At 63.7% G+C, this 25,642-nt stretch carries 22 protein-coding genes and 1 pseudogene; 6 read left to right on the forward strand and 17 right to left on the reverse strand.

Annotated features, from left to right (window positions below; all coding sequences use genetic code 11):
- The 10 genes and pseudogenes from ABZE94_RS05940 to ABZE94_RS05985 form a co-directional block, all read right to left on the reverse strand.
- Nucleotides 1-189: pseudogene (locus ABZE94_RS05940) on the reverse strand (histidine kinase); the annotation flags it as partial.
- Nucleotides 190-275: 86 nt separating this feature from the next.
- Nucleotides 276-2,213 carry an acetate--CoA ligase gene (gene acs, locus ABZE94_RS05945; protein WP_372874607.1) on the reverse strand — a complete coding sequence of 646 codons (1,938 nt, stop codon included), beginning with the start codon at nucleotides 2,211-2,213 and terminating at the stop codon, nucleotides 276-278.
- Between the two features lie 163 nt (nucleotides 2,214-2,376).
- Nucleotides 2,377-4,041 (reverse strand): glucose-6-phosphate isomerase, encoded by a 1,665-nt coding sequence (pgi, locus tag ABZE94_RS05950; protein ID WP_372874609.1) that lies wholly within the window; start codon nucleotides 4,039-4,041, stop codon nucleotides 2,377-2,379.
- Nucleotides 4,042-4,361: 320 nt separating this feature from the next.
- Entirely contained in the window at nucleotides 4,362-5,222 is an 861-nt protein-coding gene (gene panC / locus ABZE94_RS05955) for a pantoate--beta-alanine ligase (protein ID WP_372874610.1), read from the reverse strand.
- The gene (panB, locus tag ABZE94_RS05960) at nucleotides 5,219-6,019 is read right to left on the reverse strand and encodes a 3-methyl-2-oxobutanoate hydroxymethyltransferase (protein ID WP_372874611.1); all 801 of its coding nucleotides are present in this window, start codon (nucleotides 6,017-6,019) and stop codon (nucleotides 5,219-5,221) included. Before panB ends, panC begins: the two co-directional genes overlap by 4 nt.
- 443 nt (nucleotides 6,020-6,462) lie before the next feature.
- Nucleotides 6,463-6,954 (reverse strand): 2-amino-4-hydroxy-6-hydroxymethyldihydropteridine diphosphokinase, encoded by a 492-nt coding sequence (gene folK / locus ABZE94_RS05965; protein ID WP_372874612.1) that lies wholly within the window; start codon nucleotides 6,952-6,954, stop codon nucleotides 6,463-6,465.
- Entirely contained in the window at nucleotides 6,954-8,363 is a 1,410-nt protein-coding gene (locus tag ABZE94_RS05970) for a polynucleotide adenylyltransferase PcnB (RefSeq protein WP_372874613.1), read from the reverse strand. Before ABZE94_RS05970 ends, folK begins: the two co-directional genes overlap by 1 nt.
- 1,122 nt (nucleotides 8,364-9,485) lie before the next feature.
- A complete protein-coding gene (locus ABZE94_RS05975) occupies nucleotides 9,486-10,904 on the reverse strand; it encodes a sigma-54-dependent transcriptional regulator (RefSeq protein WP_372874614.1) in 1,419 nt (472 codons plus the stop codon).
- A 34-nt stretch (nucleotides 10,905-10,938) separates the two neighbouring features.
- Entirely contained in the window at nucleotides 10,939-13,893 is a 2,955-nt protein-coding gene (locus tag ABZE94_RS05980; protein WP_372874615.1) for an ATP-binding protein, read from the reverse strand.
- Nucleotides 13,877-14,053, reverse strand: a complete 177-nt coding sequence (locus ABZE94_RS05985) for a hypothetical protein (protein ID WP_003244646.1) — start codon at nucleotides 14,051-14,053, stop codon at nucleotides 13,877-13,879. The genes ABZE94_RS05980 and ABZE94_RS05985 overlap by 17 nt, the downstream gene beginning before the upstream one ends.
- Before the next feature lie 246 nt (nucleotides 14,054-14,299).
- Here ABZE94_RS05985 and ABZE94_RS05990 point away from each other — a divergent pair, with 246 nt between their 5' ends.
- Nucleotides 14,300-14,572, forward strand: coding sequence for a hypothetical protein (locus ABZE94_RS05990; RefSeq protein ID WP_372874616.1), 273 nt, complete (start codon nucleotides 14,300-14,302; stop codon nucleotides 14,570-14,572).
- A gap of 7 nt (nucleotides 14,573-14,579) precedes the next feature.
- Here ABZE94_RS05990 and ABZE94_RS05995 read toward each other — a convergent pair whose 3' ends face one another.
- From ABZE94_RS05995 to ureE, 6 genes are all read right to left on the reverse strand, one after another.
- Nucleotides 14,580-15,167: a TIGR00730 family Rossman fold protein gene (locus ABZE94_RS05995; protein WP_372874617.1), complete on the reverse strand. Its 588-nt coding sequence runs from the start codon at nucleotides 15,165-15,167 to the stop codon at nucleotides 14,580-14,582.
- 799 nt (nucleotides 15,168-15,966) lie between these two features.
- Complete coding sequence (locus ABZE94_RS06000) at nucleotides 15,967-16,413, reverse strand: hypothetical protein (protein ID WP_372874619.1); 447 nt, start codon at nucleotides 16,411-16,413, stop codon at nucleotides 15,967-15,969.
- A gap of 136 nt (nucleotides 16,414-16,549) precedes the next feature.
- Nucleotides 16,550-17,122 carry a HupE/UreJ family protein gene (locus ABZE94_RS06005; RefSeq protein ID WP_372874620.1) on the reverse strand — a complete coding sequence of 191 codons (573 nt, stop codon included), beginning with the start codon at nucleotides 17,120-17,122 and terminating at the stop codon, nucleotides 16,550-16,552.
- A gap of 93 nt (nucleotides 17,123-17,215) precedes the next feature.
- Nucleotides 17,216-17,830 (reverse strand): urease accessory protein UreG, encoded by a 615-nt coding sequence (gene ureG, locus ABZE94_RS06010; protein ID WP_372874621.1) that lies wholly within the window; start codon nucleotides 17,828-17,830, stop codon nucleotides 17,216-17,218.
- A gap of 13 nt (nucleotides 17,831-17,843) precedes the next feature.
- Nucleotides 17,844-18,518, reverse strand: a complete 675-nt coding sequence (locus ABZE94_RS06015; RefSeq protein WP_372874622.1) for an urease accessory protein UreF — start codon at nucleotides 18,516-18,518, stop codon at nucleotides 17,844-17,846.
- A gap of 97 nt (nucleotides 18,519-18,615) precedes the next feature.
- Nucleotides 18,616-19,116, reverse strand: coding sequence for an urease accessory protein UreE (gene ureE, locus ABZE94_RS06020; RefSeq protein ID WP_372874623.1), 501 nt, complete (start codon nucleotides 19,114-19,116; stop codon nucleotides 18,616-18,618).
- Nucleotides 19,117-19,514: 398 nt separating this feature from the next.
- Here ureE and ABZE94_RS06025 point away from each other — a divergent pair, with 398 nt between their 5' ends.
- Entirely contained in the window at nucleotides 19,515-20,411 is an 897-nt protein-coding gene (locus ABZE94_RS06025) for an AEC family transporter (protein WP_372874624.1), read from the forward strand.
- Between the two features lie 10 nt (nucleotides 20,412-20,421).
- On the opposite strand, the gene ABZE94_RS06030 is transcribed toward ABZE94_RS06025, so the two are convergent.
- Entirely contained in the window at nucleotides 20,422-20,703 is a 282-nt protein-coding gene (locus tag ABZE94_RS06030) for a hypothetical protein (RefSeq protein WP_372874625.1), read from the reverse strand.
- A 228-nt stretch (nucleotides 20,704-20,931) separates the two neighbouring features.
- On the opposite strand from ABZE94_RS06030, the gene ABZE94_RS06035 reads away from it, so the two are divergent.
- The 4 genes from ABZE94_RS06035 (at nucleotide 20,932) to dctP (ending at nucleotide 25,226) form a co-directional block, all read left to right on the forward strand.
- Nucleotides 20,932-21,822 carry an esterase/lipase family protein gene (locus ABZE94_RS06035; protein ID WP_372874626.1) on the forward strand — a complete coding sequence of 297 codons (891 nt, stop codon included), beginning with the start codon at nucleotides 20,932-20,934 and terminating at the stop codon, nucleotides 21,820-21,822.
- A 345-nt stretch (nucleotides 21,823-22,167) separates the two neighbouring features.
- The gene (locus ABZE94_RS06040) at nucleotides 22,168-22,674 is read left to right on the forward strand and encodes a TRAP transporter small permease subunit (RefSeq protein ID WP_372874627.1); all 507 of its coding nucleotides are present in this window, start codon (nucleotides 22,168-22,170) and stop codon (nucleotides 22,672-22,674) included.
- Entirely contained in the window at nucleotides 22,674-23,999 is a 1,326-nt protein-coding gene (locus tag ABZE94_RS06045) for a TRAP transporter large permease subunit (RefSeq protein WP_372874628.1), read from the forward strand. The genes ABZE94_RS06040 and ABZE94_RS06045 overlap by 1 nt, the downstream gene beginning before the upstream one ends.
- A gap of 171 nt (nucleotides 24,000-24,170) precedes the next feature.
- Entirely contained in the window at nucleotides 24,171-25,226 is a 1,056-nt protein-coding gene (gene dctP / locus ABZE94_RS06050) for a TRAP transporter substrate-binding protein DctP (protein WP_372874629.1), read from the forward strand.
- The last annotated feature ends 416 nt before the right edge of the window (nucleotides 25,227-25,642 follow it).

Here is a 25,642-nt window from a genome sequence, read left to right on the forward strand (position 1 = left end):
CGCCTGCAGCAGCAGGGCGCTGATGCCGCCGATCAGCATGCTGGTGAAGTCGCCGTGCACCTGCCAGCTCACGGAATCGGGGCCGAACAGGCCGGGGTCGCCCTTGGGGTTCTCGAAGTCGATCTGGCCGAGGGCGATGCCGCTGAGGCTGAATACCTGGGTTTCGATGTGGCGGCGAATAAATTCCATCGCCTTAGCTTCAAGCCTTAAGCGACAAGCTTCAAGCAAAAGCTTGCCGCTCCAGGCCGACTGACACGCCGATGCGCTTGCCGCTTTCAGCGATTCAGGCGCTGGTCGACCAGGTTGTCGACCACCGTCGGGTCGGCCAGGGTCGAGGTGTCGCCGAGGGTGTCCAGTTCGTTGCAGGCGATCTTGCGCAGGATGCGCCGCATGATCTTGCCCGAGCGGGTTTTCGGCAGGCCGGGAGCCCACTGGAGCATGTCCGGTTTGGCGAAGCCGCCAATTTCCTGGCTGACCATGTCGAACAGTTGTTTTTTCAGCTCGTCGCTGGGCTCTACCCCGTTCATCGGTGTGACGAAGGCGTAGATGCCCTGGCCCTTGATGTCGTGCGGGTAGCCGACCACCGCCGCCTCGGCGACCGCGTCGTGCAGCACCAGGGCGCTTTCCACCTCGGCGGTGCCGATGCGATGGCCGGAGACGTTGATCACGTCGTCGACCCGGCCGGTGATCCAGTAGTAGCCATCCTCGTCGCGACGCGCGCCGTCACCGGTGAAGTAGTAGCCGGGGTAGGGTTTGAAGTAGGTGTCGACCATGCGCTGATGATCGCCGTAGATGCTGCGGATCTGGCTTGGCCAGCTTGATTTGATGGCGAGCACGCCGCTGCCGGAACCGTCGATTTCCTGGCCCTGTTCGTCCAGCAACACCGGCTGCACGCCGAAGAACGGCCGGGTCGCCGAGCCCGGCTTGAGGTCGGTGGCGCCGGGCAGCGGGGTGATCAGGATGGCGCCGGTTTCGGTCTGCCACCAGGTGTCGACGATCGGGCAGCGCATCTCGCCGACCACGTGGTAGTACCACTCCCAGGCTTCCGGGTTGATCGGTTCGCCCACCGAGCCGAGCAGGCGCAGGCTGCTGCGTGAAGTCTTCTCGACCGGGGCCGTGCCTTCGCGCATCAGTGCGCGGATGGCGGTCGGTGCGGTGTAGAAAATGTTCACCTGGTGCTTGTCGATCACCTGCCAGAAACGCGAGGCGTCCGGGTAGTTGGGCACGCCTTCGAACACCAGGGTGGTGGCGCCGTTGGCCAGCGGGCCGTAGACGATGTAGCTGTGGCCGGTGACCCAGCCGACATCGGCGGTGCACCAGTAGATGTCGCCTTCGTGGTAGTCGAACACGTACTTGTGGGTCATGGCGGCCATCAGCAGGTAGCCGCCGGTACTGTGCAGCACGCCCTTGGGTTTGCCGGTGCTGCCCGAGGTGTAGAGGATGAACAGCGGGTCTTCGGCATCCATCGGTTCCGGCGGGCAGTCGCCGTCGGCGGTGTGCAGCGCCTCGTGGTACCAGATGTCGCGGCCCTGCACCCAGTCGATCTCGCCCTTGCTGCGTTCGACCACCACCACAGTGCTGACGTTCGGGCAGCTCTGCAGCGCCTTGTCGACGTTGGCCTTGAGCGGCACGTACTTGCCGCCGCGCACGCCTTGGTCGGCGGTGATCACCGTGCGGCAATCGGCGTCGAGGATGCGGTCGCGCAGGGCATCCGGGGAAAAGCCGCCGAACACCACCGAATGCACCGCGCCGATGCGCGTGCAGGCGAGCATGGCGTAGGTCGCCTCCGGGATCATCGGCATGTAGATGCACACCCGATCGCCCTTGCCCACGCCGCGACTCTTCAGCACATTGGCCAGGCGGCAGACGTGGTGGTGCAACTGGTTATAGGTGATGTGGGCGGATTCGACGGGGTTGTCGCCTTCCCAGATCAGGGCGACCTGCTCGCCGCGCTGCTGCAGATGCCGGTCGATGCAGTTGTAGCTGACGTTCAGTTGAGCGCCCTCGAACCAGTTGACCTGGCCCTTCTTCAGGTCGCCGCTGTAGACCTTGTCCCAGGGCTTGGACCAGTCGAGAAAGGCCTTGGCCTGCTCGGCCCAGAAGGTATCCGGTTGCTCGATGGATTGCCGATACAGGCGCTGGTAGTCGTCATCGTTCAGGTGCGCGCGCTGGCGCATGGCCTCGGTGACGGGGTGGCGGGTGATCTCGAACATACCGGCTCCTTATTTTTGTCTGGCCGCGATGGAGATAAGAGTAGCAGCGGACGGAGCCGCAGCCCTAAGCCTCAGGTCATAAGCTGCAAGTAAGAGCAACCGCGAAAAAGCGCCGGGCCGGGGCGGCCATACGCCGATCAGCGGCTGCTTACTGCTTACCACTTCAGCCGCGGTGACGGCCGCGGAAATACTCGATCAGGCCTTGGGTCGAGGCATCCTCGGCGGCCCCTTCGTTCTCGCCCATCAGGCGCTGGTACACCCCCTTGCCCAGCTCCTTGCCCAGTTCGACGCCCCACTGATCGAAGGCGTTGATGCCCCATATGGCGCTCTGGGCGAACACCTTGTGCTCGTACATCGCCACCAGGGCGCCGAGGCGGCGCGGGCTGATGCGCTCGAGCACCAGGGTGTTGCTCGGGCGGTTGCCGGGGATCACCTTGTGCGGCGCCAGGCGCTGCACTTCAGTCTCGCTCAGGCCCTGGGTGCGCAGTTCGGCCTCGGCTTCTTCGCGGGTCTTGCCGAGCATCAACGCCTGGCTCTGTGACAGGCAGTTGGCATACAGCCACTGGTGGTGGTCGGCCACCGGGTTGTAGCTGACCACCGGGACGATGAAATCCGCCGGGATCAGTTGGGTGCCCTGGTGCAGCAGCTGGTGATAGGCATGCTGGCCGTTGCAGCCGACACCGCCCCAGATCACCGGGCCGGTGGCGCAGGCGACCGCTTGGCCATCCTGCAGCACACTCTTGCCGTTGGACTCCATGTCCAGTTGCTGCAGGTGCTTGGTGATATTGCGCAGGTAATGGTCGTACGGCAGGATCGCCTGGCTTTGCGCGCCCCAGAAATTGCCGTACCAGATGCCCAGCAGGGCCAGCAGCACTGGCATGTTGCTTTCGAAGGGGGCGGTCAGGAAGTGCTGATCCATGCTGTAGGCACCGGACAGCAGCTCCTTGAAGTTGGACATGCCGATCGACATGGCGATCGGCAGACCGATCGCCGACCACAGCGAATAACGGCCGCCGACCCAATCCCACATGGGGAAGATGTTCTCTTCGTGGATGCCGAAGGCCACCGCCGCCTGGGTGTTGCTCGATACGGCGATAAAGTGCCGATACAGCTCGGCCTCGGAGCCACCCTGGGCCAGGTACCAGCTGCGCGCGGCCTGGGCGTTCTTCAGGGTCTCCAGGGTGCTGAAGGATTTCGAGGACACGATGAACAGGGTGGTTTCGGCGCGCAGTTTGGCGGCCAGTTCGTGGAACGAGCTGCCGTCGATATTGGCCAGGTAATGGCAGCGCACGCCGCGCTGGGCGAACGGCAGCAGGGCCTCGGACACCAGCTGCGGGCCGAGGAAGGAGCCGCCGATGCCGATATTCACCACGTCGGTGATCGGCTTCTCGCTGTAGCCGCGCCACAGGCCGTCGTGTACCCGCCCGACCAGTTCGGTCATCTGGTGCAGCACGCGCTGCACCTCGGGCATCACGTCGAGGCCATCGACCAGTACCTTGTCGCCGATCGGCCGGCGCAGCGCGGTATGCAGGGCGGGACGGGCTTCCGAGGCATTGATCGGCTCACCGTCGAACTGCGCACGAATGGCCTGCTCCAGTCCGCATTCCTTGGCCAGGCTGACCAGCAGGTCGCGGGTTTCGAGGGTGATCAGGTTTTTCGAGTAGTCGAGAAACAGGCCGCAGCTGCTCAACGAGAGGTGTTCGAAACGCTGCGCGTCCCGGTTGAACGCCTCGCGCATGCTGAAACTCTGCAGGCTGGCGCGGTGTGACTCGAGGGCCTTCCAGGTGGGCAGGGCGGTGACATCGAGGGGGTGCTGGTAGTACGCCATGTGAGGTGGCTTCCTTGTGCTTGAGCAGTCTTTGATGAATCGACGCCGGGCAACGACAGGGCTGTGGGCCTATTGCGCTTTACCCATTTGGTTGCTGGCTGAATGGTCTAAATGCGCCGTCCGTAGAAGCTTCAGCCCAGGCAACAGGGCATGGTCAACCAAAAGCGCAAGAACCGGGCAAGGCAGGGCCTCAGTGTAGCTGGCGTGAGCCTGGATCAGGCAAGTGGGCGCGCATTCGCATTAAGGCTGCGGCCCACCGCTTAACCGGTCTGTCTGCCGACGCGAGCGTCTGCGCCGTCGAGCGCGGCGCAGGCGCACGATCAAGCCGGTGCGTCGAGGTCGAGTGTCAGGTTGTCGATCAGGCGGGTGTTGCCGAGAAAGGCTGCGCTCAGAATCACCAGCTGTCGATCCGCTGCGGTTGCCGGGCGCAGGCTGTTCGCTTCGCGAATTTCCACATAGTCCGGGCGTAAGCCTACGGCCAATTGTTGTTGGCACGCCGCCTCGACCAGCTTGGCGAAATCGCGCTCACCGGCGCCAAGCGCGGTGGCGATCTGTTGCAGGCTGCGATACAGGGTTGGCGCGACGGCGCGTTGTTCGGCGTTCAGGTAGCCGTTGCGCGAGGATAATGCCAGGCCATCTTCGGCACGAATGGTCGGCTCGCCGATAATCTGGATCGGCATGTTCAAGTCGCGCACCAGGGTGCGAATCACCGCCAGTTGCTGGAAGTCCTTCTGGCCGAACACGGCGAGGTCGGGTTGCACCAGGTTGAACAGCTTGGTCACTACGGTGGCGACACCTTCGAAATGGCCGGGGCGACTGGCGCCGCACAGGCCTTCGGAGACACCTTGCACGCTGACCCGGGTCTGGCTGGCCATACCGTTGGGGTACATCTCTTCCACGTCCGGATCGAACAGCAGATGACAACCGGCATCGAGGAGTTTTTCCTGGTCGGCGGCCAGGCTACGCGGGTAGCTACCCAGGTCTTCGCTGGGGCCGAACTGCAACGGGTTGACGAAGATGCTGGCGACCACGAAGTCGGCGCGCTGAGCGGCTTTCTCGACCAGGGCAATATGCCCGGCGTGCAAGTTGCCCATGGTCGGGACAAAACCGACCTGCTTGCCCTCGGCGCGGGCCAAGGCAACGGCTGCCCGCAGTTCGCGAATGGTTTTAACCGTGTTCATGCAGAGAATCCGTGTTCGGTTGCAGGAAAACTGCCGTCTTTGACTGCCCTGACGTAGGCGCCGAGCGCGTTCTGGATGCTGCTTTGCCCGGTCATGAAGTTCTTCACGAACTTGGGTATGCGACCGCTCAGGGACAAGCCGAGCATGTCGTGCATGACCAGCACCTGGCCGTCGGTGGCACCGCCGGCGCCTATGCCGATGACAGGGATCTTCACCGCCTGGCTGATTTCCGCAGCCAGTTCGCTGGGGACGCACTCGAGCAGCAGCATGGCCGCGCCGGCTTGCTCCAGGGCCATGGCGTCGGCGCGCATCTGCCGCGCCTGGGCTTCCTGACGACCCTGGACCTTATAGCCACCGAGGATATTCACCGCTTGCGGGGTCAGGCCCAGGTGTGCGCAGACCGGTATGCCGCGCTCGGCCAGCAGGCGGATCGGTTCGGCCAGCCAGGCCGCGCCCTCGAGCTTGACCATATGCGCACCGGCTTGCATCAGTACCGCGCAGTTGTGCAGCGTCTGTTCGGTGGTGGCGTAAGCCATGAAGGGCAGGTCGACGAGAATCAGAGCACCCTGGTTGCCGCGTTTCACGCTTGCGGTGTGGTAGGCCATGTCGGCGACATTGACCGGCAAGGTGCTGTCGTGGCCTTGCAGCACCATGCCGAGTGAGTCGCCGACCAGCAGTACCTCGACCCCGGCCTGGCAGGCAGCCTGGGTGAAGGTGGCGTCGTAGCAGGTCAGCATGGCGATTTTCTCGCCGCTCTGCTTGAGGCTTTGCAGGGTAGTCAGGGTAACGTCAGGCATAACAATCATCCTTACTCAGGCGTTCAGCAAGCCGTCGATCTGCCGCGCAGTCAATCTGCTGCGCAGTCAGGCTGCTTAAAAATGGCCTGCATTGGCCTCGGTGTGCACCGGTGCGGGGCAACGGGACGCCTATAGTCCTGATGGGGGGGCTCGAAGTCAATTGCAGGTGTTACCGCTCTGTTACTGGCGCTACCGCCGATGGGCTCGCATAGAGTCGGGGCTGGAGTGCTGGTGCGGGTCGGAGGATGGGTTGTCACCCATCCGAACCGGTAGGTAGGGCCGGGACGTCGTAGGTTGGGTTAGCGGCGGCTGCACTCCCGAGCTAGTCACAGATTCGAGGCGCCGCGTAACCCAACAGGGCGTCAGCAGGTACGCCGCAATGATGGGTTACGCCGCGCAGAAAATGCGGTCTTGCCGGGCATCGCCTGGGCGGCTAACTCATCCTACGGACCGTCAGGCAGGCGTTCCAAGCCTTCGAAGGGGCAGGCCGCGAGCAGGTCGCTCAAGGCGCGACCGTCCGGCAGGCGCAGGTCAGGTGCCAGTTCGGCCAGCGGGTAGAGTACGAAGGCGCGGGCGTGCAGGTGGTAATGCGGCACGCGCAGGCGCGGCTCGTCCAGCATCAGGTCGCCGAATAGCAGGATATCCAGATCGAGGGTGCGTGGCCCCCAGCGTTCGGCTTTGCGCTCACGGCCCTGGTTCAGTTCGATGGCCTGCAGGGCGTCGAGCAGTTGCAGCGCGGGCAGTTCGCTGTCCAGCGCCGCGACGGCGTTGACATAGCGCGGCTGATCGGCCGGGCCGAGCGGGTCGCTGGCATAGAAGGAGGACGTCCCGACCAACTGCGACTGCGGCAGCGCGGCGAGCGCCTTGAGGGCGTCGTGCAGTTGGGCGAGCGGCTCGGCGAGGTTGCTGCCGAGGCCAAGATACACCCGCTGCATTATTCGCCGGCAGCAGGTTTGGACGCGCCCTCGGCGCCTGGCGCACGTTTGCGCTTGCTGCCGCTGCGCCGCCGTTTGCGCGGTGCGCCACTGGTGTCGTCCTGGCTGCTGAGGTCGCGAATCATGCCACGTCTTTCACTGTCGCTGGCGTCCTGATACGCCGTCCACCATTCGCCGAGACCACCGGTCTCCTCGCCAGCACTCTCGCGCAGCAGGAGGAAGTCGTAACCGGCACGAAAGCGCGGGTTTTCCAGGAGCAGATCGGAACGCTTGCCGCTGCGTCGCGGCAGGCGTTCCTGCATATCCCAGATCTCGCGGATCGGCAGGGTGAAACGCTTGGGCACGGCGATCAACTGGCACTGTTCGCTGATCAGCTCCTGGGCTGCTTCCTGCATCGCGGGGATGGCGGGCAGACCACGCTCCTGCAGCTTGATAACGCGTGCCGGCAGCGCCGGCCAGAGCAGGGCGGCGAAGAGGAAGGCGGGCGTCACCGTCTTGCCCTGCTGGATACGCAGGTCGGTGTTGGCCAGGGCGCTGCGGATCAGGCAGTCGGTGTAGTCCGGGTTGTGCTTGAGTGCCGCGGCGCTGGCGGGGAACAGTTGGCCGAACAGGCCGTAATCGACCAGCAGTTCATAGGTGTAGACCGCATAACCGGCGAGGAACAGCTTGAGCACTTCGTCGAACAGGCGTGCCGCGGGGATATCGCGCAGCATCGGTGCCAGCTTGTAGATCGGCACGGCGCTGTGTTTCTCGATATCGAAGTCCAGCTTGGCGGCGAAGCGCACGGCCCGCAGCATGCGTACCGGGTCTTCCTGGTAGCGCTGGGTCGGGTCGCCGATCAGGCGGATCAGGTGGTTGCGAATGTCGTGCACGCCATTGGCGTAATCGAGAATGCGTTCGGTGGCCGGATCGTAGTACAGCGCATTGATGGTGAAGTCGCGGCGCTGGGCGTCGTTCTCCAGACTGCCGTAGACGTTGTCGCGCAGGATGCGTCCGCTCTCGTGGCGCGAGGACAGGTTGCTGTTCTCTTCCTCGTCGCCCTCGGGGTGATTGGCGCGGAAGGTGGCGACTTCGATGATTTCACGGCCGAAATGCACGTGGACCAGCTTGAAGCGCCGGCCAATCACGCGGGCGTTGCGGAATTCGGCGCGTACCTGCTCGGGGGTGGCGCTGGTGGCCACGTCGAAATCCTTGGGATCGATGTCGAGCAGCAGGTCACGCACGCAACCGCCGACCAGGTAGGCCTGGTAGCCGGCATGTTGCAGGCGTTCGACCACGCTGATGGCGTAGCGGCTGATTTCGCCGCGGTTGATCGGGTGCTGGCTACTGCTCAGCACTTCTGGAGTGCTGTGTGGGTGTTTGCCGCGGCGCAGGGGCGAGCGTAGAGACTTGAACAGCTTTTTCAGCATGGGATGCACTGTTTGACGAAATGACAGGCCAGGATAAACGCTGACCACTGGAATGGCGCGGATTCTAGCATTGAGTGGGGAGATGGTGTAGGAAGCAGCGGGAGAGAGGTGTTTCGCGCAAGCGACTGGGGGAGCCGAAGCTCCCCCCCAAAGCAGGTGCGTGCTTTATTTTTATTATTATGGCGGGCTTGTTGTTTTTGTTGATTTGCCCGTTCCATTAAGTCAGAGACTGTCTGAAAACCTCCCAAGCCGGGAGTAAATAGCAAACGGATTGTTTTGAATGCTGACGCTGCCATGATCGTGTTATGACCCAACCAGTACGGGATCTGCCTCGAGGCAGTTTTGTTGTTCTCTGTCTGGTTGTGGGGCAAGCCCCAACGGCAATTCCTTTCCAAAAGAATCAGTTAGCTGCGCCTCCGCCGTGTTGTTTTTATTGTGCTGGAGTCGTTACGTCTTGTTTTTATTATCGTGGGCAGTGCTTGTTATTGTTGTTGTTCAAGAGATATAGCATGACCCGTGCCAGTTTTTGTGAATCCTTTTAAAACAAAGGCTTAGGCCGCCTTGTGGCTGGGCGAGGGGTACGCGACAGGCCGGTTCTCGTTACCGTAGGACCCGGACTTTGTTACGAAGTGTTGAAGCGGTAACAGCGAGGGGAACCTTGCGCTCGGCAGTCTGTCGCCTCGTCTTGGCCGGCTGCTCGGCGAAAGCGCGCTGCAGTCATTCTCGCGCAGGCGCGACGGCCTATGGCGCGCCGGTTGCTCAAGGTCATGTCGGCCCAGCGTGATCGGGCTTTTGTAGGATGAGCGCGGCGCGGTTGAGCGTAGCGATACCCATCTATCAGTTGCATAACCGCCGGCGGCCGCAGCGTTTTGTAGGATGTGGAGCGCAACGCAGGCCGGTCCGGGCGGCGTTTCGATCGGAGGTAGGGCGGCTTCGGAGCGAAGCGACAACCCGCCAGCTTTTGCGCCGCGCCGGAGAACCACGGGTTGCACTACTGCGGCGAACGACAATCTACGGATCGCGGGTCGCGGCTTACGCTGGGTAATGGGGCGGCGCGTAGGGCGCCTGCAGCGGTCGCGGCAGGCGGGGGTTTTGTTTCGCAACCGCTCTGTGCTCGGCCTGCTAGCTGGCGGCCGCGCCGGTCTTGCGCCGAGGAATACCCAGGCGCTGGCGGCGTTCCCACAGGCACTTGCGGCTGATGCCGAGTTTGCGCGCCAGTTCGGTTTCGGTCATGTGATCCTGGTGTTCGAGGACGAAATGCTGGAAATAGTCTTCCAGCGACAGGTCCTCGGTCGGCTCGTGGCTGGTGCTGCTGGCCTGTCCCGGCAGGCCGGGGAAGTCGTCGTCATCCAGGTCGTCCAGCTCGATGTCGATGCCCAGCAGCTCGGCCGAGATAGCCGTGCTTTCGCAGAGAATCACCGCGCGCTCGATGGCGTTCTCCAGTTCGCGCACGTTGCCTGGCCAGGCGTAATGACGAATGGCCTGTTCGGCATCCGGGGCGAAATGCAGGTCGCGGTCCATGCGCGTGCATTGACGCTTGAGGAAGGCATGGGCGATTTCACTGACGTCGCTGCCGCGCTCGCGCAGTGCCGGCAGTTTCAGGGCGATGACATGCAGGCGGTAGTAGAGGTCTTCGCGGAACTGGCCGACCTTGGCCAGGCTCTTGAGGTCGCGGTGGGTGGCGGCGATCAGCCGCACATCGACTTTTTGCGACTGCACCGAACCAACCCGGCGAATCTCGCCTTCCTGCAGCACGCGCAGCAGGCGAGCCTGGGCTTCCAGCGGCAGCTCGCCGATCTCGTCGAGGAACAGGGTGCCGCCATCGGCGGCTTCGACCAGGCCGGCGCGGCCGGCGCTGGCGCCGGTGAAGGCGCCTTTCTCGTGGCCGAACAGTTCGGACTCGATCAGGCTTTCCGGGATGGCCGCGCAGTTCACTGAAATCAGCGGGGCCTTGGCGCGTTTGGACAGGTTGTGCAGGGCGCGCGCGACCAGTTCCTTGCCGGTGCCGGATTCGCCCTGGATCAGCACGTTGGAGTCGGTCGGCGCGACTTTGCGGATCTTGCTGTACAGCTCGAGCATGGCCGGGCAGGAGCCGATGATGCCGATCTCGCCATTGCTGTTGTCGACGGCTTTTTCGCTGCTGCGCCCGGCAGTGGCGCCGGCGGGTGCGCTCGGCGCCTGCCTGGCCTCCTGGCGATCGCGCAGGATACGCGCCACGGCCTGAAGCATCTCGTCATGGTCGAAGGGTTTGGCGATGTAATCGACCGCGCCCATCTTCATCGAGTCGACGGCAGAGCGCAGGCTGGCGTAGCTGGTCATGATCAGCACGGGCTTGCCCTGGGCGAGCTTGATCAGCTCGGTGCCCGGTGCGCCGGGCAGACGCAGGTCGCTGACGATCAGGTCGAAACTGGGAATGCTGAAGCGTTCTTGCGCTTCTTGTACCGAGCCGGCTTCGCTGACCTGGTACTGGTTGCGCTCGAGCAGGCGGCGCAGGGCAGAGCGGATAATGGTTTCGTCTTCGACGATCAAAATATGGGGCATTAATTCGGTCTCTCGACGGTCTCAGGTCGCTGGTTCAATTCGCTTTGGACGTCGCTTCGACATGCCGCGGCAGCGTCACCCGGATCCGGGTGCCGCGTTGGTGCTCGGAGTCGAGCGGGCTGTCGATTATTATTTGTCCATAATGCTCTTCCACGATGGAATAGACCAGCGCGAGGCCGAGTCCGGTGCCTTTGCCTGGGTCTTTGGTGGTGAAGAAAGGTTCGAACAGGCGGTCGATGATGGCCTTGGGAATGCCACTGCCTTCATCTTCCACGATCAGGTCGACGGTGTGCTCGCTGGCTTCGCTTCTGACCCGGATCGCCGCACCGGGAGGCGAGGCGTCGCGGGCGTTGGACAGCAGGTTGATCAGGACCTGGGCGAGGCGCTGCGGGTCGCCTTCAACCCAGTGATCGGCGTCGCACAGATTGAAGAATTCCACTTCGACGCTGCGTCTATTGAGTGACAGCAGGCCGATGGCCTCCTGCGCCACCTGGGCCAGGCACACCGGTTCGTCGGCCTGCTGATGGCCGCCCGAATGGGCGAAGCTCATCAGCGACTGGAGGATGCGCGAGACCCGCTTGGTCTGCTCGAGAATTTGCTCGCTGATCTCGGTCAGCTCGCCGTCGCCTTCGCGTTCCTCGCGCAGGTTCTGCGCCAGGCAGGCGATACCGGTGATCGGGTTGCCGATCTCGTGGGCCACTCCGGCAGCCAGGCGGCCGATGCTGGCCAAGCGCTCGGAGTGCACCAGCTTGTCTTCCAGGTACTGGGTTTCGGTGAGGTCTTCGACCAGCAGCACCAGGCCGCTGTTGCCCGGTGTCAGCGGTTCGTCGATCGCCGCCTTGTGCAGGTTGAGCCAGCGGGTCTGGCCGTCCAGGCCCAGGCGTTGTTTGTGCAGGTGCTGGTCGGGCAGTTCGATGAAATGCTGCAACAGTCCGCGCCAGGGTTCGCCGAGTGCCGACAGGCGCGAGCCGACGATGCGGTGCGCCGGAATCTCGGTGAGTTCCTCCATGGCCTTGTTCCACATCAGGATCTCCTGATCCTTGGCCAACGAGCAGACGCCCATCGGCAGCTCCTGCAGAGTCTGGCGGTGGTAGCGGCGCAGCGCGTCGAGTTCCGCGGCCAGGCCGGTGAGGCGCGAGTGGTAATCCTCCAGGCGGTTCTCGATGAAGTGGATATCTTCGGTGACGAAGGTTTCGCTGCCGGATTTATAGGGCAGAAAGGTCTCGGCGATGTCCTGGGCCACGCTCGGCCCCATCAGGCCGGAGAGGTTGGCCTCGATGCGGTCGCGCAGGCGGCGCAGGGCATAGGGGCGGCTTTCGTCGAACGGCAGGTGCAGGTCACGCAGGGCCTGCTCGACCTCGCGCTGGGCGGTCTTGGCTCCCAGCGGTTTGGCCAGTTGGGTGGCGAACTCCTGCGGCGATTGGGCCAGCAGTTCGCGCCGTTGCGGGCGGCGCACGTTATCCACGGCGCAGGCTTCGGCGGCACTCTTTTCCTCGGCGCTGGCCTCGGTGAACAGCGAGACGAGGGTGAACACCAGCACGTTGGCCGCCAGCGAGGCAATGGCCGCCAGGTGCCAGCTGCTGTCGTCCAGCACGTAGATCAGGTTGAGTGAGGGGATGTAGAAGCCTTGCAGGTTGCCCAGCATCGGCAGCAGCATGCCCACGGTCCAGACGCCGATGCCTGCCAGCAGGCCGGCGATATAGCCGCGGCGGTTGGCCGTCGGCCAGTACAGCACCGAGAGCACGCCGGGGAGGAACTGCAGGGTGGCGACGAAGGCGATGATGCCCAGGCTGGCCAGGCTCTGTTCGGCACCCAGCAGCAGATAGAAGCCGTAACCGGCCATGATGATGGCGAAGATCAGCGCGCGCCGGGTCCACTTCAGCCAGCGGTAGATATTGCCTTCGGTGGGGGGCTGATAGAGCGGCAACACCACATGGTTGAGCACCATGCCCGACAGCGCCAGGGTGGTGACGATGATCAGGCCGCTGGACGCCGACAGGCCGCCGACATAGGCGATCAGCGCCAGGGTCTGGCTGTTGACCGTGATGCCCAGGCCGAGGGTGAAGTATTCCGGGTTGGTGGTGACGCCCAGCTTGAGGCCTGCCCAGAGAATCAAGGGCACCGCCAGGCTCATCAGCAGCAGGAACAGCGGCAGGCCCCAGCTGGCGCTGACCAGCGCCCGCGGGTTGAGGTTTTCGGTAAAGGTCATGTGGTACATGTGCGGCATGACGATGGCCGAAGCGAAGAACACCAGCAGCAGGGTGCGCCAGGGACCTTCCTGCAGCGGCGTATGCAGGCTGGCCAGGGCGGCCTGGTTCTGCACCAGCCAGCGCTCCAGGTCCTGCGGCCCATCGAACACGCCATACAACGCATAGATGCCGATGATGCCGATGGCGGTCAGCTTGACCACCGACTCGAAGGCGATGGCAAACACCAGGCCTTCGTGTTTCTCGCGGGTGGCGATATGGCGGGCGCCGAACAGGATGGTGAACAGGATGATCAGCCCGCAGTAGGCCAGCGCCACCCGTTCCTTCACCGGCTCGTGGGTGAGAATGCCGATCGAGTCGGCCACCGCCTGGAACTGCAGGGCGAGCAAGGGCAGCACGCCGATCAGCATGAAGACGGTGGTCAGGGCGCCGGCCCAGGTGCTGCGGAAGCGGAAGGCGAACAGGTCGGCCAGCGACGACAATTGGTAGGTGCGGGTAATGCGCAGGATCGGATAGAGCAGCACCGGCGCCAGCAGAAAGGCCCCGGACACTCCGAGGTAGCTGGCGAGAAAACCGTAGCCATACTGATAGGCCAGGCCCACGGTGCCATAGAAGGCCCAGGCGCTGGCATACACGCCGAGCGACAGGGTGTAGGTCAGTGGGTGGCGAATGATCGCGCGCGGGATCAGGCCGTGTTCGCTGACCCAGGCGACGCCGAACAGCACCAGCAGGTAGGCGGCGCTGATCAGGATCAGCTGGCTAAGGCTAAAGCTCGTCAGCATCACGTTGACTCTGCAGAATAAAGGTCACCACGATGAGGATCAGCCAGAGCAAATAGGGCCGGTACCAGGCGCCGTTGGGGTCGATCCACCAGTCCATGATCGCCGGGGAGAACAGGTAGATCCCCACTACCAGGATCAGAACCAATCGATAGATATACATGCCGCATCTCTTTGCGTGAGTGGCGCGATGGTAACGGATGCGCGCCGGCCTGCGTAGGCCGAGGCTGCTTGCCGGGGCAAGATTGCCGCAGGCATCCGGCCAAACCATCAGGCGTGCCGGGGCGCCTACGCTGCTTGCACTGGTGAACCGCTGGGGTTATATCTTGTCGACTGCAGCGGCTAGCGCCTGCGAGAGACCTCGCTGCGCTTTATACACACTGTTTGACCTGCCAAGGAAAGGCCCCATATGTCGTCCAAAGAACAGCAGCTCAGCGAACTCCTCGCGCTCACCTCGCGCAGCCTCACGCACCTGACCGCCGCAATAACCACCCTGTCATTCGACCTGATGCGCAGCACCGACCCCAGTGTGCGCGGCGCCGGCTCGCGGATGATCGTCAGGCTGGAGGCGGTCAGCAAGGAACTCGACCAGCATTGGGCGCTGATCAGCCAGCTGACCGGGGAGCCGCAGCCAACCCGTGCCGATGCAGTGGTGGAAGTCCAGCTGCATTCGCCCTTCTAGCAGCCACTCAATCGGGTTCGCGCTCCTCCCACTTGGGCGCGACGCTCGGTTGCCAGTTACGCAACAGCTGCAGCAGTGCCTGTGGCGATTCGCCGAGTTGCAGCATGGCGCGGTGCTGGGCGCGCACGAAACCTTGGCTGACCTGGTGGTCGAGGAACTCGCCGAGCTTGCCGTAAAAACCACCCGCATCGAGCAGGCCGAGCGGCTTGCGGTGATAGCCGAGTTGCCCCCAGGTCCATACCTCGAACAGCTCTTCCAGGGTACCGAGTCCGCCAGGCAGGGCGATAAAGGCGTCGCTGAGCGCGACCATGCGGGCTTTGCGTGCATGCATGCCATCGACCACTTCCAGGCGGGTCAGTCCTGGATGGCCGATTTCGGCGCGTTCCAGGCTCTGCGGGATGATGCCGATGACTTCGCCGCCGGCGGCCAGGGCCGAATCGGCGACCACCCCCATCAGGCCAACCGCGCCGCCACCATAGATCAGGCGCAGGCCCTGTTCCGCGAGATGACGGCCGAGGTCTGCTGCTGTCTGGCGGTAGATCGGCTGGGCGCCGGGGCTGGCGCCGCAGAATACGCAGATCGAACGCAAAGTCATGCTGGCTTCCTGATGGTGAAAGGGTTCACAGGTTAGCCAGTCGGCGGGCGACTACCAAGCGATCAGGCTGTTCATTCGGCGCTGTTGCCGCAGGCGCCTGCGGCATAGGCGGCGAGCAGGCTGCGTAGCAGTTCATTTAGGGGCATGGTTTTTCTCCTGTTGCCTGGTGCTCAGGCTACAACCCTGGAGGGGTTCAGGCTGGTTGATTGTCTCGATGACGGCGATAGCTTCAGAAGGCGCTGGGCAAGTGGATAAGTATTCGATCGAGTTGCCCACAAAGTCTGTGGAGCGAGCTGTGGATAAGGTGGGTGTAGGCGTACGCAGGCCTAGTTGTACGGTTGTTCGGGCTGCTTGTACGTTTTTTGATCACTCTGGTTTTTATCGATAAAACAGGTACTTGGGAAACTTATTCAGGGCCTGGGGATAAAGCCCGGAAGTTGTCCACGACTATTGTGGGTAGGCCTGTGGGTAACTCTGTATGCCTGGCTGAGGGCCTTGGTAGTCCTGGCTTTGCACGGTTTGATCAGCTTTTGATCAATTCGCGCAGGCACCTGGAAAGGACAGGGCGAGTCGCTTCTGGTCAAGCAATAATCGAGTTATTTCAAGGGTTTGTCCGGTGTGCCTGACCCTGCCAGGATAGTTATCCAGTGCAGCTGTGGAGCGATCTGTGGATAAGCTGAGCGCGCTTGTACCCAGACCACACAGGACTAGGCCTGACCGTCGTTGCTGGTTTTTTGCTCAATTGCCGCATTCGCCACCGATCCCGTGCATCGATCTGCGTCGAGCTCGATTTGGCGCGTCAGTCGATATCGCCGCAGAAGATGTCGAGGCGGCCGTTCGGCGGCGTGGTGCGAACTACGATGGCATAGGTGCCGGCACGCAGTTCTCCCAGCGGCACGGGCGCTGATCTCGCAAGGGTCCAGCCGCGCTGTTTGGCAACCGGGTAGGTGATCAGGTTTTGATTCATCGCGTAGGCCGGTGATGGCCCCAGATGATCGCAGGTGCCCGGATAGACGAAGGTGTAGAGGCGAACGGGGCGGGTGACCGACTGCGGTACGCCGCCGATGAAGAACGCCATGCTGGTTGTTTCGCCTTGGGCGGAAAGGGACACCCGGGCTATGTGCCCGGCGTTATGCCGGGTCGCGTTCAGGGGCACGTTGACCACCGGCGGGTTCGTCGCCAGCGTCATGCACGCCGAGATCATCCCTGTCGTCAGCAGCGGTGCCAGCCAGGGAGTGTTGTTCATTGCTCTGTCCTGCTATTCAGGATGTGTCGGGAGCATTTTATGCCCGAACAGGTCGGCGTGGCCCTCTGCTGACCAGTTCGCGCGTTAGCTGCGCAGGGGCTTGCCCGTCATTGCAGACCCTTGCGCAATGCTTCTGTCAGTTGGCCAGCAGCCATACGCCGGCGAGCGCCGAGGCGCCACCTACCAGGCGCAGCAGTGGCGCCGCCGCTTGCGGCAGCATGCGCACCATGAGGTAGCCACTGGCGTGCAAGGCGGCGGTGGCGATGACGAAACCGAGCGTGTAACTCCAGGGGCTGAACAGCGCCGGCAGTTCCAGGCCGTGGGCCACGCCGTGGGTCAGGGCGAACAGCGCGGTCAGGCCGAGTGCCGGGGCCATCGGCAGGCGTACCGCGACCGCCACCAGCAGGCCGAAGGCCAGTACCGAGCCGGCGATGCCGGTTTCCATCAGCGGGATCTGCATGCCGGCGAAGCCGAGCAGGCCGCCGAGCAGCATGCTGGCGACGAAGGTCAGGGGCAGTGCCCAGCGCGCCGCGCCGGCCTGCTGCGCGGCCCAGAGACCAACGGCAAGCATCGCCAGCAAATGGTCGAGGCCGAATACCGGGTGGGCCATGCCGGCCAGCACGCCGGCATGGTCATGCCCGCTGTGGGCGAAGGCCGCGGCCGGGCCGAGGAGCAGGGCGAGGGCGAACAGCGATTTATGCAGGCTCATGGTGGATCTCCTTGGTGTCCCGGTGGTGCGGGTCGAGGCTTGGTTGCGTGTAGGAACGGGGACTCGGTGTCGCCCCCGCTCCTACGAAAGGCTTCAGGCGACGTTGAGCATGCCGTGGCGTTCGATGAAGGCGATGATCTGCTCCAGGCCCTGGCCGATCTTCTGGTTGCTGAAGACGAACGGTTTGTCGCCGCGCATCTTCAGGGTGTCGCGCTCCATCACTGCCAGAGAGGCGCCGACCAGCGGTGCCAGGTCGATCTTGTTGATCACCAGCAGGTCGGATTTGCAGATGCCCGGTCCGCCCTTGCGCGGCAGCTTGTCGCCGGCCGAGACGTCGATCACGTAGATGGTCAGGTCGGACAATTCCGGGCTGAAGGTGGCCGATAGGTTGTCGCCGCCGGACTCGACGATGATCAGGTCCAGGCCGGGAAAGCGCCGGTTGAGCTGGTCGACCGCCTCCAGGTTGATCGAGGCGTCCTCGCGGATCGCCGTGTGCGGGCAGCCGCCGGTTTCCACGCCGATGATCCGCTCCGGCGCCAGGGCTTCATTGCGCACGAGAAACTGGGCGTCCTCCTGGGTGTAGATGTCGTTGGTCACCACCGCGAGGTTGTAGCGCTCGCGCAGGGCCAGGCACAGGGCCAGGGTCAGGGCGGTCTTGCCGGAACCGACCGGTCCGCCGATGCCGATGCGCAGGGGTTGGCTGTTCATGTGTTTTTCCTTATCAAGAGCGGAACAGGCGGCTGTACTGGCGTTCGTGCGCCATGCTCGCCAGGGTCAGGCCGAAGGCGGCGCTGCCCCAGTGTTCGGGTTTGCGTTGGCTGGCGTGTTGCTGCGCCTGATCGAGCAAGGGCAACAGCTGCGAGGTCAGGCGTTGGGCGGCTTGCTGGCCGAGCGGCAGGGTCTTCATCAGTACCGCCAATTGATTCTCCAGCCAGCCCCAGAGCCAGGCGGCTAGGGCGTCCTGTGGGCTGATCTGCCAGGCACGGGCGGCCAGCGCCCAGGCGACGGCCAGGCCGGGTTCATCCAGTTCGGCGAACAGCGTGCGGGCCGTTGCGTCCAGCTCGGGCAAGCCGCTCAGCAGCTGCGCCAGGGAATAGCCCATCTGCCGGCTTTCCTGGCGCAGTTCGCGGGTTTCGCGGCTGGAGCGTTGCTGGGCGGCGAGATGCTGCAGGGTCGCCCAGTCGCCGGCGCCTGCGGCCGCGCAGTGAGCCAGCAACAGCGGCGCCTCGAAGCGTGCCAGGTTGAGCAGGAGTTGATCGGCGATCCAGCGTTTGGCGCTGTCCGGGCAAGCGACCAGGCCCTGTTCGACCGCCATTTCCAGCCCTTGCGAATAGCTGTAGCCGCCAATTGGTAACTGCGGGCTGGCCAACCTGAGTAGTGCCCAGGCCTTATTCATAGTTGGCGCACCAAGCGGGAAGAGGCGCTCCGAGCTGTAACCGGCCGGCGATTCGGCAACTGCAGACTGGCGAGTCCGGGGAGTGCCCAGGCCTCGCTCACTTGCGCGCCCCGAACTGATGCAGGCGTGGCGCGTAGCTGAATTCGGCATCGCCGGCGTGGGAATGGTGGTGACCGCCGCCGTAGGCGCCTTGCTCGGGCTGGTAGGGTGCCTCGATCGGCGTGACCTGGGCGCCCAGTTGTTCGAGCATGGCTTTGAGCACGTAGTCGTCGGGCAGGCGTAACCAGCCATCGCCCAACTGCAGGGCGACGTGGCGGTTGCCCAGGTGATAGGCCGCGCGCATCAGCTCGAAGGGGTTGGCGCAGGTGACGTGCAGCAACCGTTCGGCGCGGGCGCAGACCCGCACGATGCGGCCATCTTCGGCCCTCAGGCATTCGCCGTGATGCAAGGGCGGCTGGCCCCGTTCGAGGAACAGGCCGACGTCTTCGCCGCTGCGGCTGAAGCAGCGCAGGCGGCTTTTGCTGCGGGCCTCGAAGCTCAGTTCCAGTTCCGCGTCCCAGTGCTCCTGGGCCGCGATGCGTTGATGGATCACCAGCATGGGGGCAGTTTCCGGCGGGATGATGTTGGCGATAGAGCAAGGGCCTTGCCAAGCGCTGCGCACGCAGGCCGGTCGCGGCTTGCGCGGTGCGTGACGGCCAGAGTCGAGGTGTCAGGCGGGGTTGTTTTGGTGCGTGGCCGGGGTGGCTGCTTTATTTTGGTGCGCAGTCGAGGTGTTTACCCCAACGGCGAAACCGCTTTTGCAGGAGGGGCGCCGACGCGATGCTTGTGTCTTATGGTGCGGACTTCTGTCCGCTACCGGCGCGGGTCGCACCTCCTGCAGGTTGCTACGCTGCCTGGCGTCCGTTCTGTCGTAATTCTCCAGGCACGCAGGTATGCTGCGCGCCCTCAAAATGAGCGTTGGCGGTTTGCTCACGTGGTTCGGGAGTGTCTGGAATTATGGTGGCTGTTCTGGCGATTCTGCCGATCTTCGCCTTGATCGTGCTCGGCTACCTGTTGGGTTGGCGCCAATGGTTGAGTGCCGAGTCGGCGGCCGGGTTGGCCAGTATCACCTTCAAATTGTTCATGCCGACGCTGCTGTTCGCCGGCATTGCCAGGGCCTCCCTGGGCGATGGTCTGTCGCCGATGCTGCTATTGGCCTATTACCTGCCGGTGCTGCTGGTGTTCGGCCTGGTCAACCTGTTCGCCCACAAGCAGAGCGGCACGGCTACGCCGCTGGGGTTGACCGCCGCCTTTTCCAATAACGTATTGGTGGGCATTCCCCTGGTGACCAGCCTGATGGGGCCGGAGGGCTTGGTCTATGTCTTCGCCATCCTGGTGTTCCACAGCCTCACGCTGTTTTCCCTGCACAGTTTCTACGCCGCGTTCGGCGGGCGGGAGCGGGTCGATGGCTGGGCGCTGCTGAAGAACCTGGCCAACCCGATGATTATCGGCTTGTTGCTGGGGGCGCTGCTGAACCTGTCCGGCTTGCGGGTGCCGGAGCCGCTGTGGCGGGTGATCGAGTGGCTGGCCCAGGCGGCGCTGCCCTGCGCCTTGATCGTGCTGGGGGCCAGCCTGTCACGTTATCGCCTGCGCCCCAGCCGTACGGTGCTGGGGCTGGCGTTGGCCAAGCTGCTGCTGTTCCCGGCCATGGTCTGGTGGCTGAGTGGCCAGTTGCCCGGGCTGAACGAGGCGGCTCGCAGCGTGCTGGTGCTGCTGGCTGCCTGTCCCAGCGGGGTGAATATCCTGGCCTTCGCCAAAACCCCGGAAGACACCCGCAACGTCAGCTCGGCGGTATTCCTCTCCACTGTACTGGCGGCGCTGACGTTGCCGTTGTGGATGCTTGCGGTGCTCTGACTCGCGGCTATCAGCCGTTGTGCCGCTGTTCCAGCAGACGCTCGGAGCCGCCTTCGGCGAGCTGCAGAGGTTGCTGGCCGGGCGTCCGCGCGGAACCATTTTCCGCGCTGCGCAGGCGTTGCTCCGGGCTGCGCCCGGCGCCACCCTCGGCGACATGGCGATCCTGCGGCAGGACCTGTTGTTGGCTGTCTTTCACTTCACCGAGCAGCGGTGGCGGGTTGTTGCTCGGCAGGGCGAAGACGCTGCTGGCGAGCAGGCTCAAAACCAGGCTGATAACGAATGTGCTTTTCATGATCGGCTCCTCCAGGTGGGGCTCAATGGCTATTGGAGGCAATACTAGGGACTTGGCTGTTAATAAGAAGTTGAACGACCTGATAGTGACCATCGATCTTGGTGATTATGGCGCCGGCGCAGCGTTATCCATGTTTTCGCCGACTTTGGCGTATGGTTGGCCGCAGGTTGCGCGTTTGCCGAGGTTACTGGCGCTGCCGATCCATAGAGTTCAAACAGGGATGATCTGATGTCGAATACTGCTGCGCCACGTTACCCCCTGGTATTAGTGCCGGGCTTGCTCGGTTTCATTCGTTTGCTCGGCTATTCCTATTGGTTCGGCATCGTCTCGGCGCTACGCCGGCAGGGCGCCCGGGTCTTTCCGGTGCTGGTGTCCTCGGTGAATTCCAGCGAGGTGCGTGGCGAGCAATTGCTCGAGCGCATCGCCCAGGTGCTCAAGGAAACCGGTGCCGCCAAGGTGCACCTGATCGGCCATAGCCAGGGCGCACTGACTGCGCGCTACGTCGCCGCGCTGAAGCCCGAGTGGGTGGCCTCGGTGACCTCGGTCGCCGGTCCCAACCATGGCTCGGAGCTGGCCGACTATCTCCAGCGCAAGGCGCCCCATGGCAGCCTGCGCGAGCGCGTGCTGACGCTGCTGTTGCGCGTCGTGGCGTTCTGCCTGGCCTGGCTGGAGACAGACTACAAGGGCCCGCGCCTGCCCATCGATGTCGCCGCCGCCCAGCAATCGCTGACCACTGAGGGTGTCGCCGCCTTCAACCGGCAATTCCCCCAAGGCCTGCCGGAGACATGGGGCGGCGAGGGCGCCGCCGAGGTCAATGGCGTGCGCTATTACTCCTGGTCCGGCACCTTGCAACCCGGTATCACCGATCGTGGCGGCAACCGCTTCGACGGGCCGAACCGGGCCTGCCGCTTGTTCGCTCGCACCTTTCGCCGCGAAGCCGGCCAGTGTGACGGCATGGTCGGTCGCTACAGCTCGCACCTGGGAACGGTGATCGGTGATGACTTTCCGCTCGACCACTTCGACATCGTCAACCAGAGCTTCGGCCTGGTCGGCAAGGGCGCCGACCCCGTGGGCTTGTTCGTCGAGCATGCCCGGCGCCTGCACGACGCCGGGTTGTAGGCCAGCCGCGCTAGGAATCGAGTGGTTGGACACTTTTCCGGGGCATGCCGCGAACCTGTAGGAGGGGCGGGGGCGCCTAGTCATTGGTCGCGAACCCGGGCGACTCGGTGGCCGATGCTGGCGCCGCCATTCGCGGTCGAGGCCGCTCCCTCCAGGAATGGCGCCTGGCAGGGCGAGCCCGTGGTCGCGACAGGGTTGGACAGTTTGGTAGCCCGGATTAGCACCAGCTTACATCCGAGTCAGCGCTTCCCGGATTACGCCCGGGCTACGGCAGGTACAGGCAAGTTGGCATTATCGAATCTTCGACTAGTCTGACCAGATAACAACTAATGCGCAGAGATTTGCATGCCTAGGGCCATTCGAGTGTTCGTGCGAGCGGTGGACGCGATGAATCGGCTCATCGGCCGCTTCGCCATGTACCTGATCTTCGCCATGATTGGCGTTTTGCTCTATTCCTCCATCAGCAAGACCTTCGCCGATCCGGCGATCTGGACCCTGGAAGCCGCGCAGTTCCTGATGGTCGCCTACTTCCTTCTGGGTGGCGGCTACTCCATGCAACTCGATGCCCATGTGCGCATGGACCTGTTCTATAGCCGCTGGTCGCCGCGCACCAGTGCGACCATGGATGCCATCACCATCGGCTTCCTGATTTTCTACCTGGTCTTTCTGCTCTACGGCGGCGTCTCCTCGACGCTCTATGCCCTCGAGTATGGCGAGACCAGCTACTCGTCCTGGTCGCCGCCCATGGCGCCGATCAAGATCATCATGACCGTCGGCGTGGCCTTGATGCTGCTGCAGGCGATCGCCACCTTGTTCAAGGACCTCGCCAGCGCACGCGGGGAGACGCTGTAATGAGTTACGAACTCATCGCGCTGTTGATGTTCTCCACCATGATGTTGCTGCTGCTCACCGGCAAGCGGGTGTTCGGCGCCATCGGTTTCGTCGCGGTGGCCGCGGCCCTGTGGCTGTGGGGTGACGGCGGCTCGGAGATCGCCTTCAGCGCGGCCATGAAGTTGATGAAGTGGTACCCGCTGCTGACTCTGCCGTTGTTCGTCTACATGGGCTACATGCTCTCCGAGTCCGGCTTGGCCGAAGACCTCTACCGCATGTTCCACGTCTGGATGGGGCCGCTGCACGGCGGCCTGGCCATCGGTACCATCGCCCTGATGGTGGCGATCTCGGCGATGAACGGCCTGAGCGTCGCCGGCATGGCGATCGGCGCCAGCATCGCCCTGCCCGAGTTGCTCCGGCGTGGCTACGACAAGGTCATGGTCACCGGAGTGATCCAGGCCGGCAGTTCGCTGGGCATCCTCATCCCGCCCAGCGTGGTGCTGGTGCTGTACGGCATGATCGCGCGCCAGCCGGTGGGCCAACTGTGGCTGGCCGGGGTCTTTCCCGGGCTGATGATGGCGACCCTGTTCGTCCTCTACATCGTCATCCGTTGCCGCCTGAACCCCGCACTCGGGCCGGCCTTGCCCGAGGAGGAGCGCGAGCAGATCAGCTGGGGCGAGAAGCTGCGCCTGCTCAGGGCCGGTATCGCGCCCTTGTTCATCTTCTTCTCCATGACCGGCCTGTTCCTGATGGGCATCACCAGCCTGGTGGAAAGCTCGGCGGTGGGCGCCACGGCCGCCACCCTGGTGGCCCTGGTCAAGCGCCGGCTGAACGCCAGGGTGTTCGAGGAAACCCTGCGCAAGACCCTGGGCATCAGTTGCATGTTCATGTGGATCATCCTCGCCGCCCTGTGCTTCGGCGCGGTGTTCGATGGGCTGGGCGCGGTCAAGGCCATCGAGTCCTTCTTCATCGACCGCCTGGACCTGGGCCCCTGGCAGATCCTCATCATGATGCAGCTTTCGTTCATCCTGATGGGCATGTTCCTCGACGACACCGCCATGCTGGTGATAGTCGCGCCGCTCTATGTGCCCCTGGTCGGCGCCCTCGGTTTCGACCTGATCTGGTACGGCGTGCTCTACACCATCACCTGCCAGATCGCCTACATGACCCCGCCCTTCGGCTACAACCTGTTCCTCATGCGCGCCATGGCGCCGCCGGAGGTGTCGCTGCGCGACATCTACGTCTCGGTCACGCCCTTCGTGCTGGTCATGGTCCTGGCCCTGGTGCTGGTGATGGTGTTTCCGCAGATCGCCCTGTGGCTGCCGCAGTGGCACTACGCACGTTGAACCCAAGAATTCAGGAACGGCAGTAAATAACGATTGGCTTGTCGATACGAACCAGAAGGGTACAGCCACCCCTGAGGATCGAGTTGCCCACCTGAAAACGTTGCACCGACCTGCCGGGTCGCAGTGGTGCTGATGCATGACATCTGAATCGACATTATTGGAGATACCAGCATGACTACGAGACGCAGCTTCCTCAAGACCGCGGCGGTGACCACCGGCGCGGTAGGCGCCACGGCCCTGGGCTCGGCGCACATCTATGCCGAGGAGCCGAAGAAAATCACCTGGCGCCTGCAGACCTATGCCGGCCCGGCCCTCGGCGAGCATGTGATCAAACCCTCGATCGATGCCTTCAATCAGGCGGCCAACGGCCAGATGGAAATCCAGCTGTTCTACGCCGACCAGCTGGTGCCCACCGGCGAACTGTTCCGCGCCATGCAGCGCGGCACCATCGACGCGGTGCAGAGCGACGATGACTCGATCGCCGCGCCGGTGGACGTCTCGGTGTTCGGCGGCTATTTCCCCTTCGCCACCCGCTACAGCCTGGACGTGCCGGTGCTGTTCGAAAAATACGGCCTGCGGCAGATCTGGGAGGAGGCCTATGGCGAGGTCAAGGGCGTCACCTGGCTCGGTGCCGGCGCCTGGGATCCGTGCCATTTCGCCACGGTCGAACCGATCAGGAGCCTGGCCGACCTCAAGGGCAAGCGCATCTTCACCTTCCCCACGGCCGGCAAGTTCCTTTCCCGTTTCGGCGTGATCCCGGTGACCCTGCCCTGGGAGGACGTCGAGGTGGCGGTGCAGACCGGCGAACTGGATGGCATCACCTGGTCGGGCATCACCGAGGACTACACCGTCGGCTGGGCCAACGTGACCAAGTACTTCCTCACCAACAACATCTCCGGCGCCTGGATCGGCTCCTACTTCGCCAACTCGGAGAAGTGGGCCGAAGTGCCCGAGCACCTCAAGACCCTGTTCAAGCTGTGCATGGACAGCTCCCACTACTATCGCCAGCACTGGTACTGGGGTGGCGAGGCGCAGTTGCGGGTCGAGGGTGGCAAGCTGCAGCTGACCACCATTCCCGATGCGGAGTGGAAAACCGTCGAAGACGAGGCACACAAATTCTGGGACGAGATCGCCAAGACCAGCCCGCGCAGCGCCAAGGTGGTGGAGATATTCAAGAAGTACAACGCGCTGATGGCCAAGGCCGGACCTCCCTATCGCTACTCCTGACGGGCGCGGGCAGGCCGGCGTGCCCATACCACGGCAGGTTCCCGGCTCCACGTCGGCTGGGGCAACGCGTATCTACGCAATGCCCCGGCCCTGTAGGAGTGGCCGCCCGTCTTCGAGGCAGTGCTGTTGCACAGCAAACCGGGGGGCACTCAAGGGTCAAGACCGTAGGACGGGTGGGGCCGCCTAGGTGGGGCCGCGTAGGTTAGGCGCCCGCAAATTGACCTGCTCCCGGCAGAACAAACGCGCCGTAACCCATCATGGATTTCAGCCACGGCAACCGGATACAGGTATTAAATCGCTCGATGGGTATCGCTGCGCTCATCCTACGCGGCCCGACGGATCGCCGCCCGCACCATCCTACGGTTATCAGCTCCTACAAGAATTCGCGGATATTTAAATTTATAGATATAGAAACA

It is taken from the genome of Pseudomonas sp., from assembly GCF_041601375.1.
Classification (GTDB): Bacteria; Pseudomonadota; Gammaproteobacteria; order Pseudomonadales; family Pseudomonadaceae; genus Aquipseudomonas.

Excerpts from the sequence above, each read along its gene's own strand:
- acs (WP_372874607.1), bottom strand. The coding sequence starts at position 2,213 with ATGTTCGAGATCACCCGCCACCCCGTCACCGAGGCCATGCGCCAGCGC.
- pgi (WP_372874609.1), bottom strand. The coding sequence starts at position 4,041 with ATGGCGTACTACCAGCACCCCCTCGATGTCACCGCCCTGCCCACCTGG.
- panC (WP_372874610.1), bottom strand. The coding sequence starts at position 5,222 with ATGAACACGGTTAAAACCATTCGCGAACTGCGGGCAGCCGTTGCCTTG.
- panB (WP_372874611.1), bottom strand. The coding sequence starts at position 6,019 with ATGCCTGACGTTACCCTGACTACCCTGCAAAGCCTCAAGCAGAGCGGC.
- folK (WP_372874612.1), bottom strand. The coding sequence starts at position 6,954 with ATGCAGCGGGTGTATCTTGGCCTCGGCAGCAACCTCGCCGAGCCGCTC.
- ABZE94_RS05970 (WP_372874613.1), bottom strand. The coding sequence starts at position 8,363 with ATGCTGAAAAAGCTGTTCAAGTCTCTACGCTCGCCCCTGCGCCGCGGC.
- ABZE94_RS05975 (WP_372874614.1), bottom strand. The coding sequence starts at position 10,904 with ATGCCCCATATTTTGATCGTCGAAGACGAAACCATTATCCGCTCTGCC.
- ABZE94_RS05980 (WP_372874615.1), bottom strand. The coding sequence starts at position 13,893 with ATGCTGACGAGCTTTAGCCTTAGCCAGCTGATCCTGATCAGCGCCGCC.
- ABZE94_RS05985 (WP_003244646.1), bottom strand. The coding sequence starts at position 14,053 with ATGTATATCTATCGATTGGTTCTGATCCTGGTAGTGGGGATCTACCTG.
- ABZE94_RS05990 (WP_372874616.1), top strand. The coding sequence starts at position 14,300 with ATGTCGTCCAAAGAACAGCAGCTCAGCGAACTCCTCGCGCTCACCTCG.
- ABZE94_RS05995 (WP_372874617.1), bottom strand. The coding sequence starts at position 15,167 with ATGACTTTGCGTTCGATCTGCGTATTCTGCGGCGCCAGCCCCGGCGCC.
- ABZE94_RS06000 (WP_372874619.1), bottom strand. The coding sequence starts at position 16,413 with ATGAACAACACTCCCTGGCTGGCACCGCTGCTGACGACAGGGATGATC.
- ABZE94_RS06005 (WP_372874620.1), bottom strand. The coding sequence starts at position 17,122 with ATGAGCCTGCATAAATCGCTGTTCGCCCTCGCCCTGCTCCTCGGCCCG.
- ureG (WP_372874621.1), bottom strand. The coding sequence starts at position 17,830 with ATGAACAGCCAACCCCTGCGCATCGGCATCGGCGGACCGGTCGGTTCC.
- ABZE94_RS06015 (WP_372874622.1), bottom strand. The coding sequence starts at position 18,518 with ATGAATAAGGCCTGGGCACTACTCAGGTTGGCCAGCCCGCAGTTACCA.
- ureE (WP_372874623.1), bottom strand. The coding sequence starts at position 19,116 with ATGCTGGTGATCCATCAACGCATCGCGGCCCAGGAGCACTGGGACGCG.
- ABZE94_RS06025 (WP_372874624.1), top strand. The coding sequence starts at position 19,515 with ATGGTGGCTGTTCTGGCGATTCTGCCGATCTTCGCCTTGATCGTGCTC.
- ABZE94_RS06030 (WP_372874625.1), bottom strand. The coding sequence starts at position 20,703 with ATGAAAAGCACATTCGTTATCAGCCTGGTTTTGAGCCTGCTCGCCAGC.
- ABZE94_RS06035 (WP_372874626.1), top strand. The coding sequence starts at position 20,932 with ATGTCGAATACTGCTGCGCCACGTTACCCCCTGGTATTAGTGCCGGGC.
- ABZE94_RS06040 (WP_372874627.1), top strand. The coding sequence starts at position 22,168 with ATGCCTAGGGCCATTCGAGTGTTCGTGCGAGCGGTGGACGCGATGAAT.
- ABZE94_RS06045 (WP_372874628.1), top strand. The coding sequence starts at position 22,674 with ATGAGTTACGAACTCATCGCGCTGTTGATGTTCTCCACCATGATGTTG.
- dctP (WP_372874629.1), top strand. The coding sequence starts at position 24,171 with ATGACTACGAGACGCAGCTTCCTCAAGACCGCGGCGGTGACCACCGGC.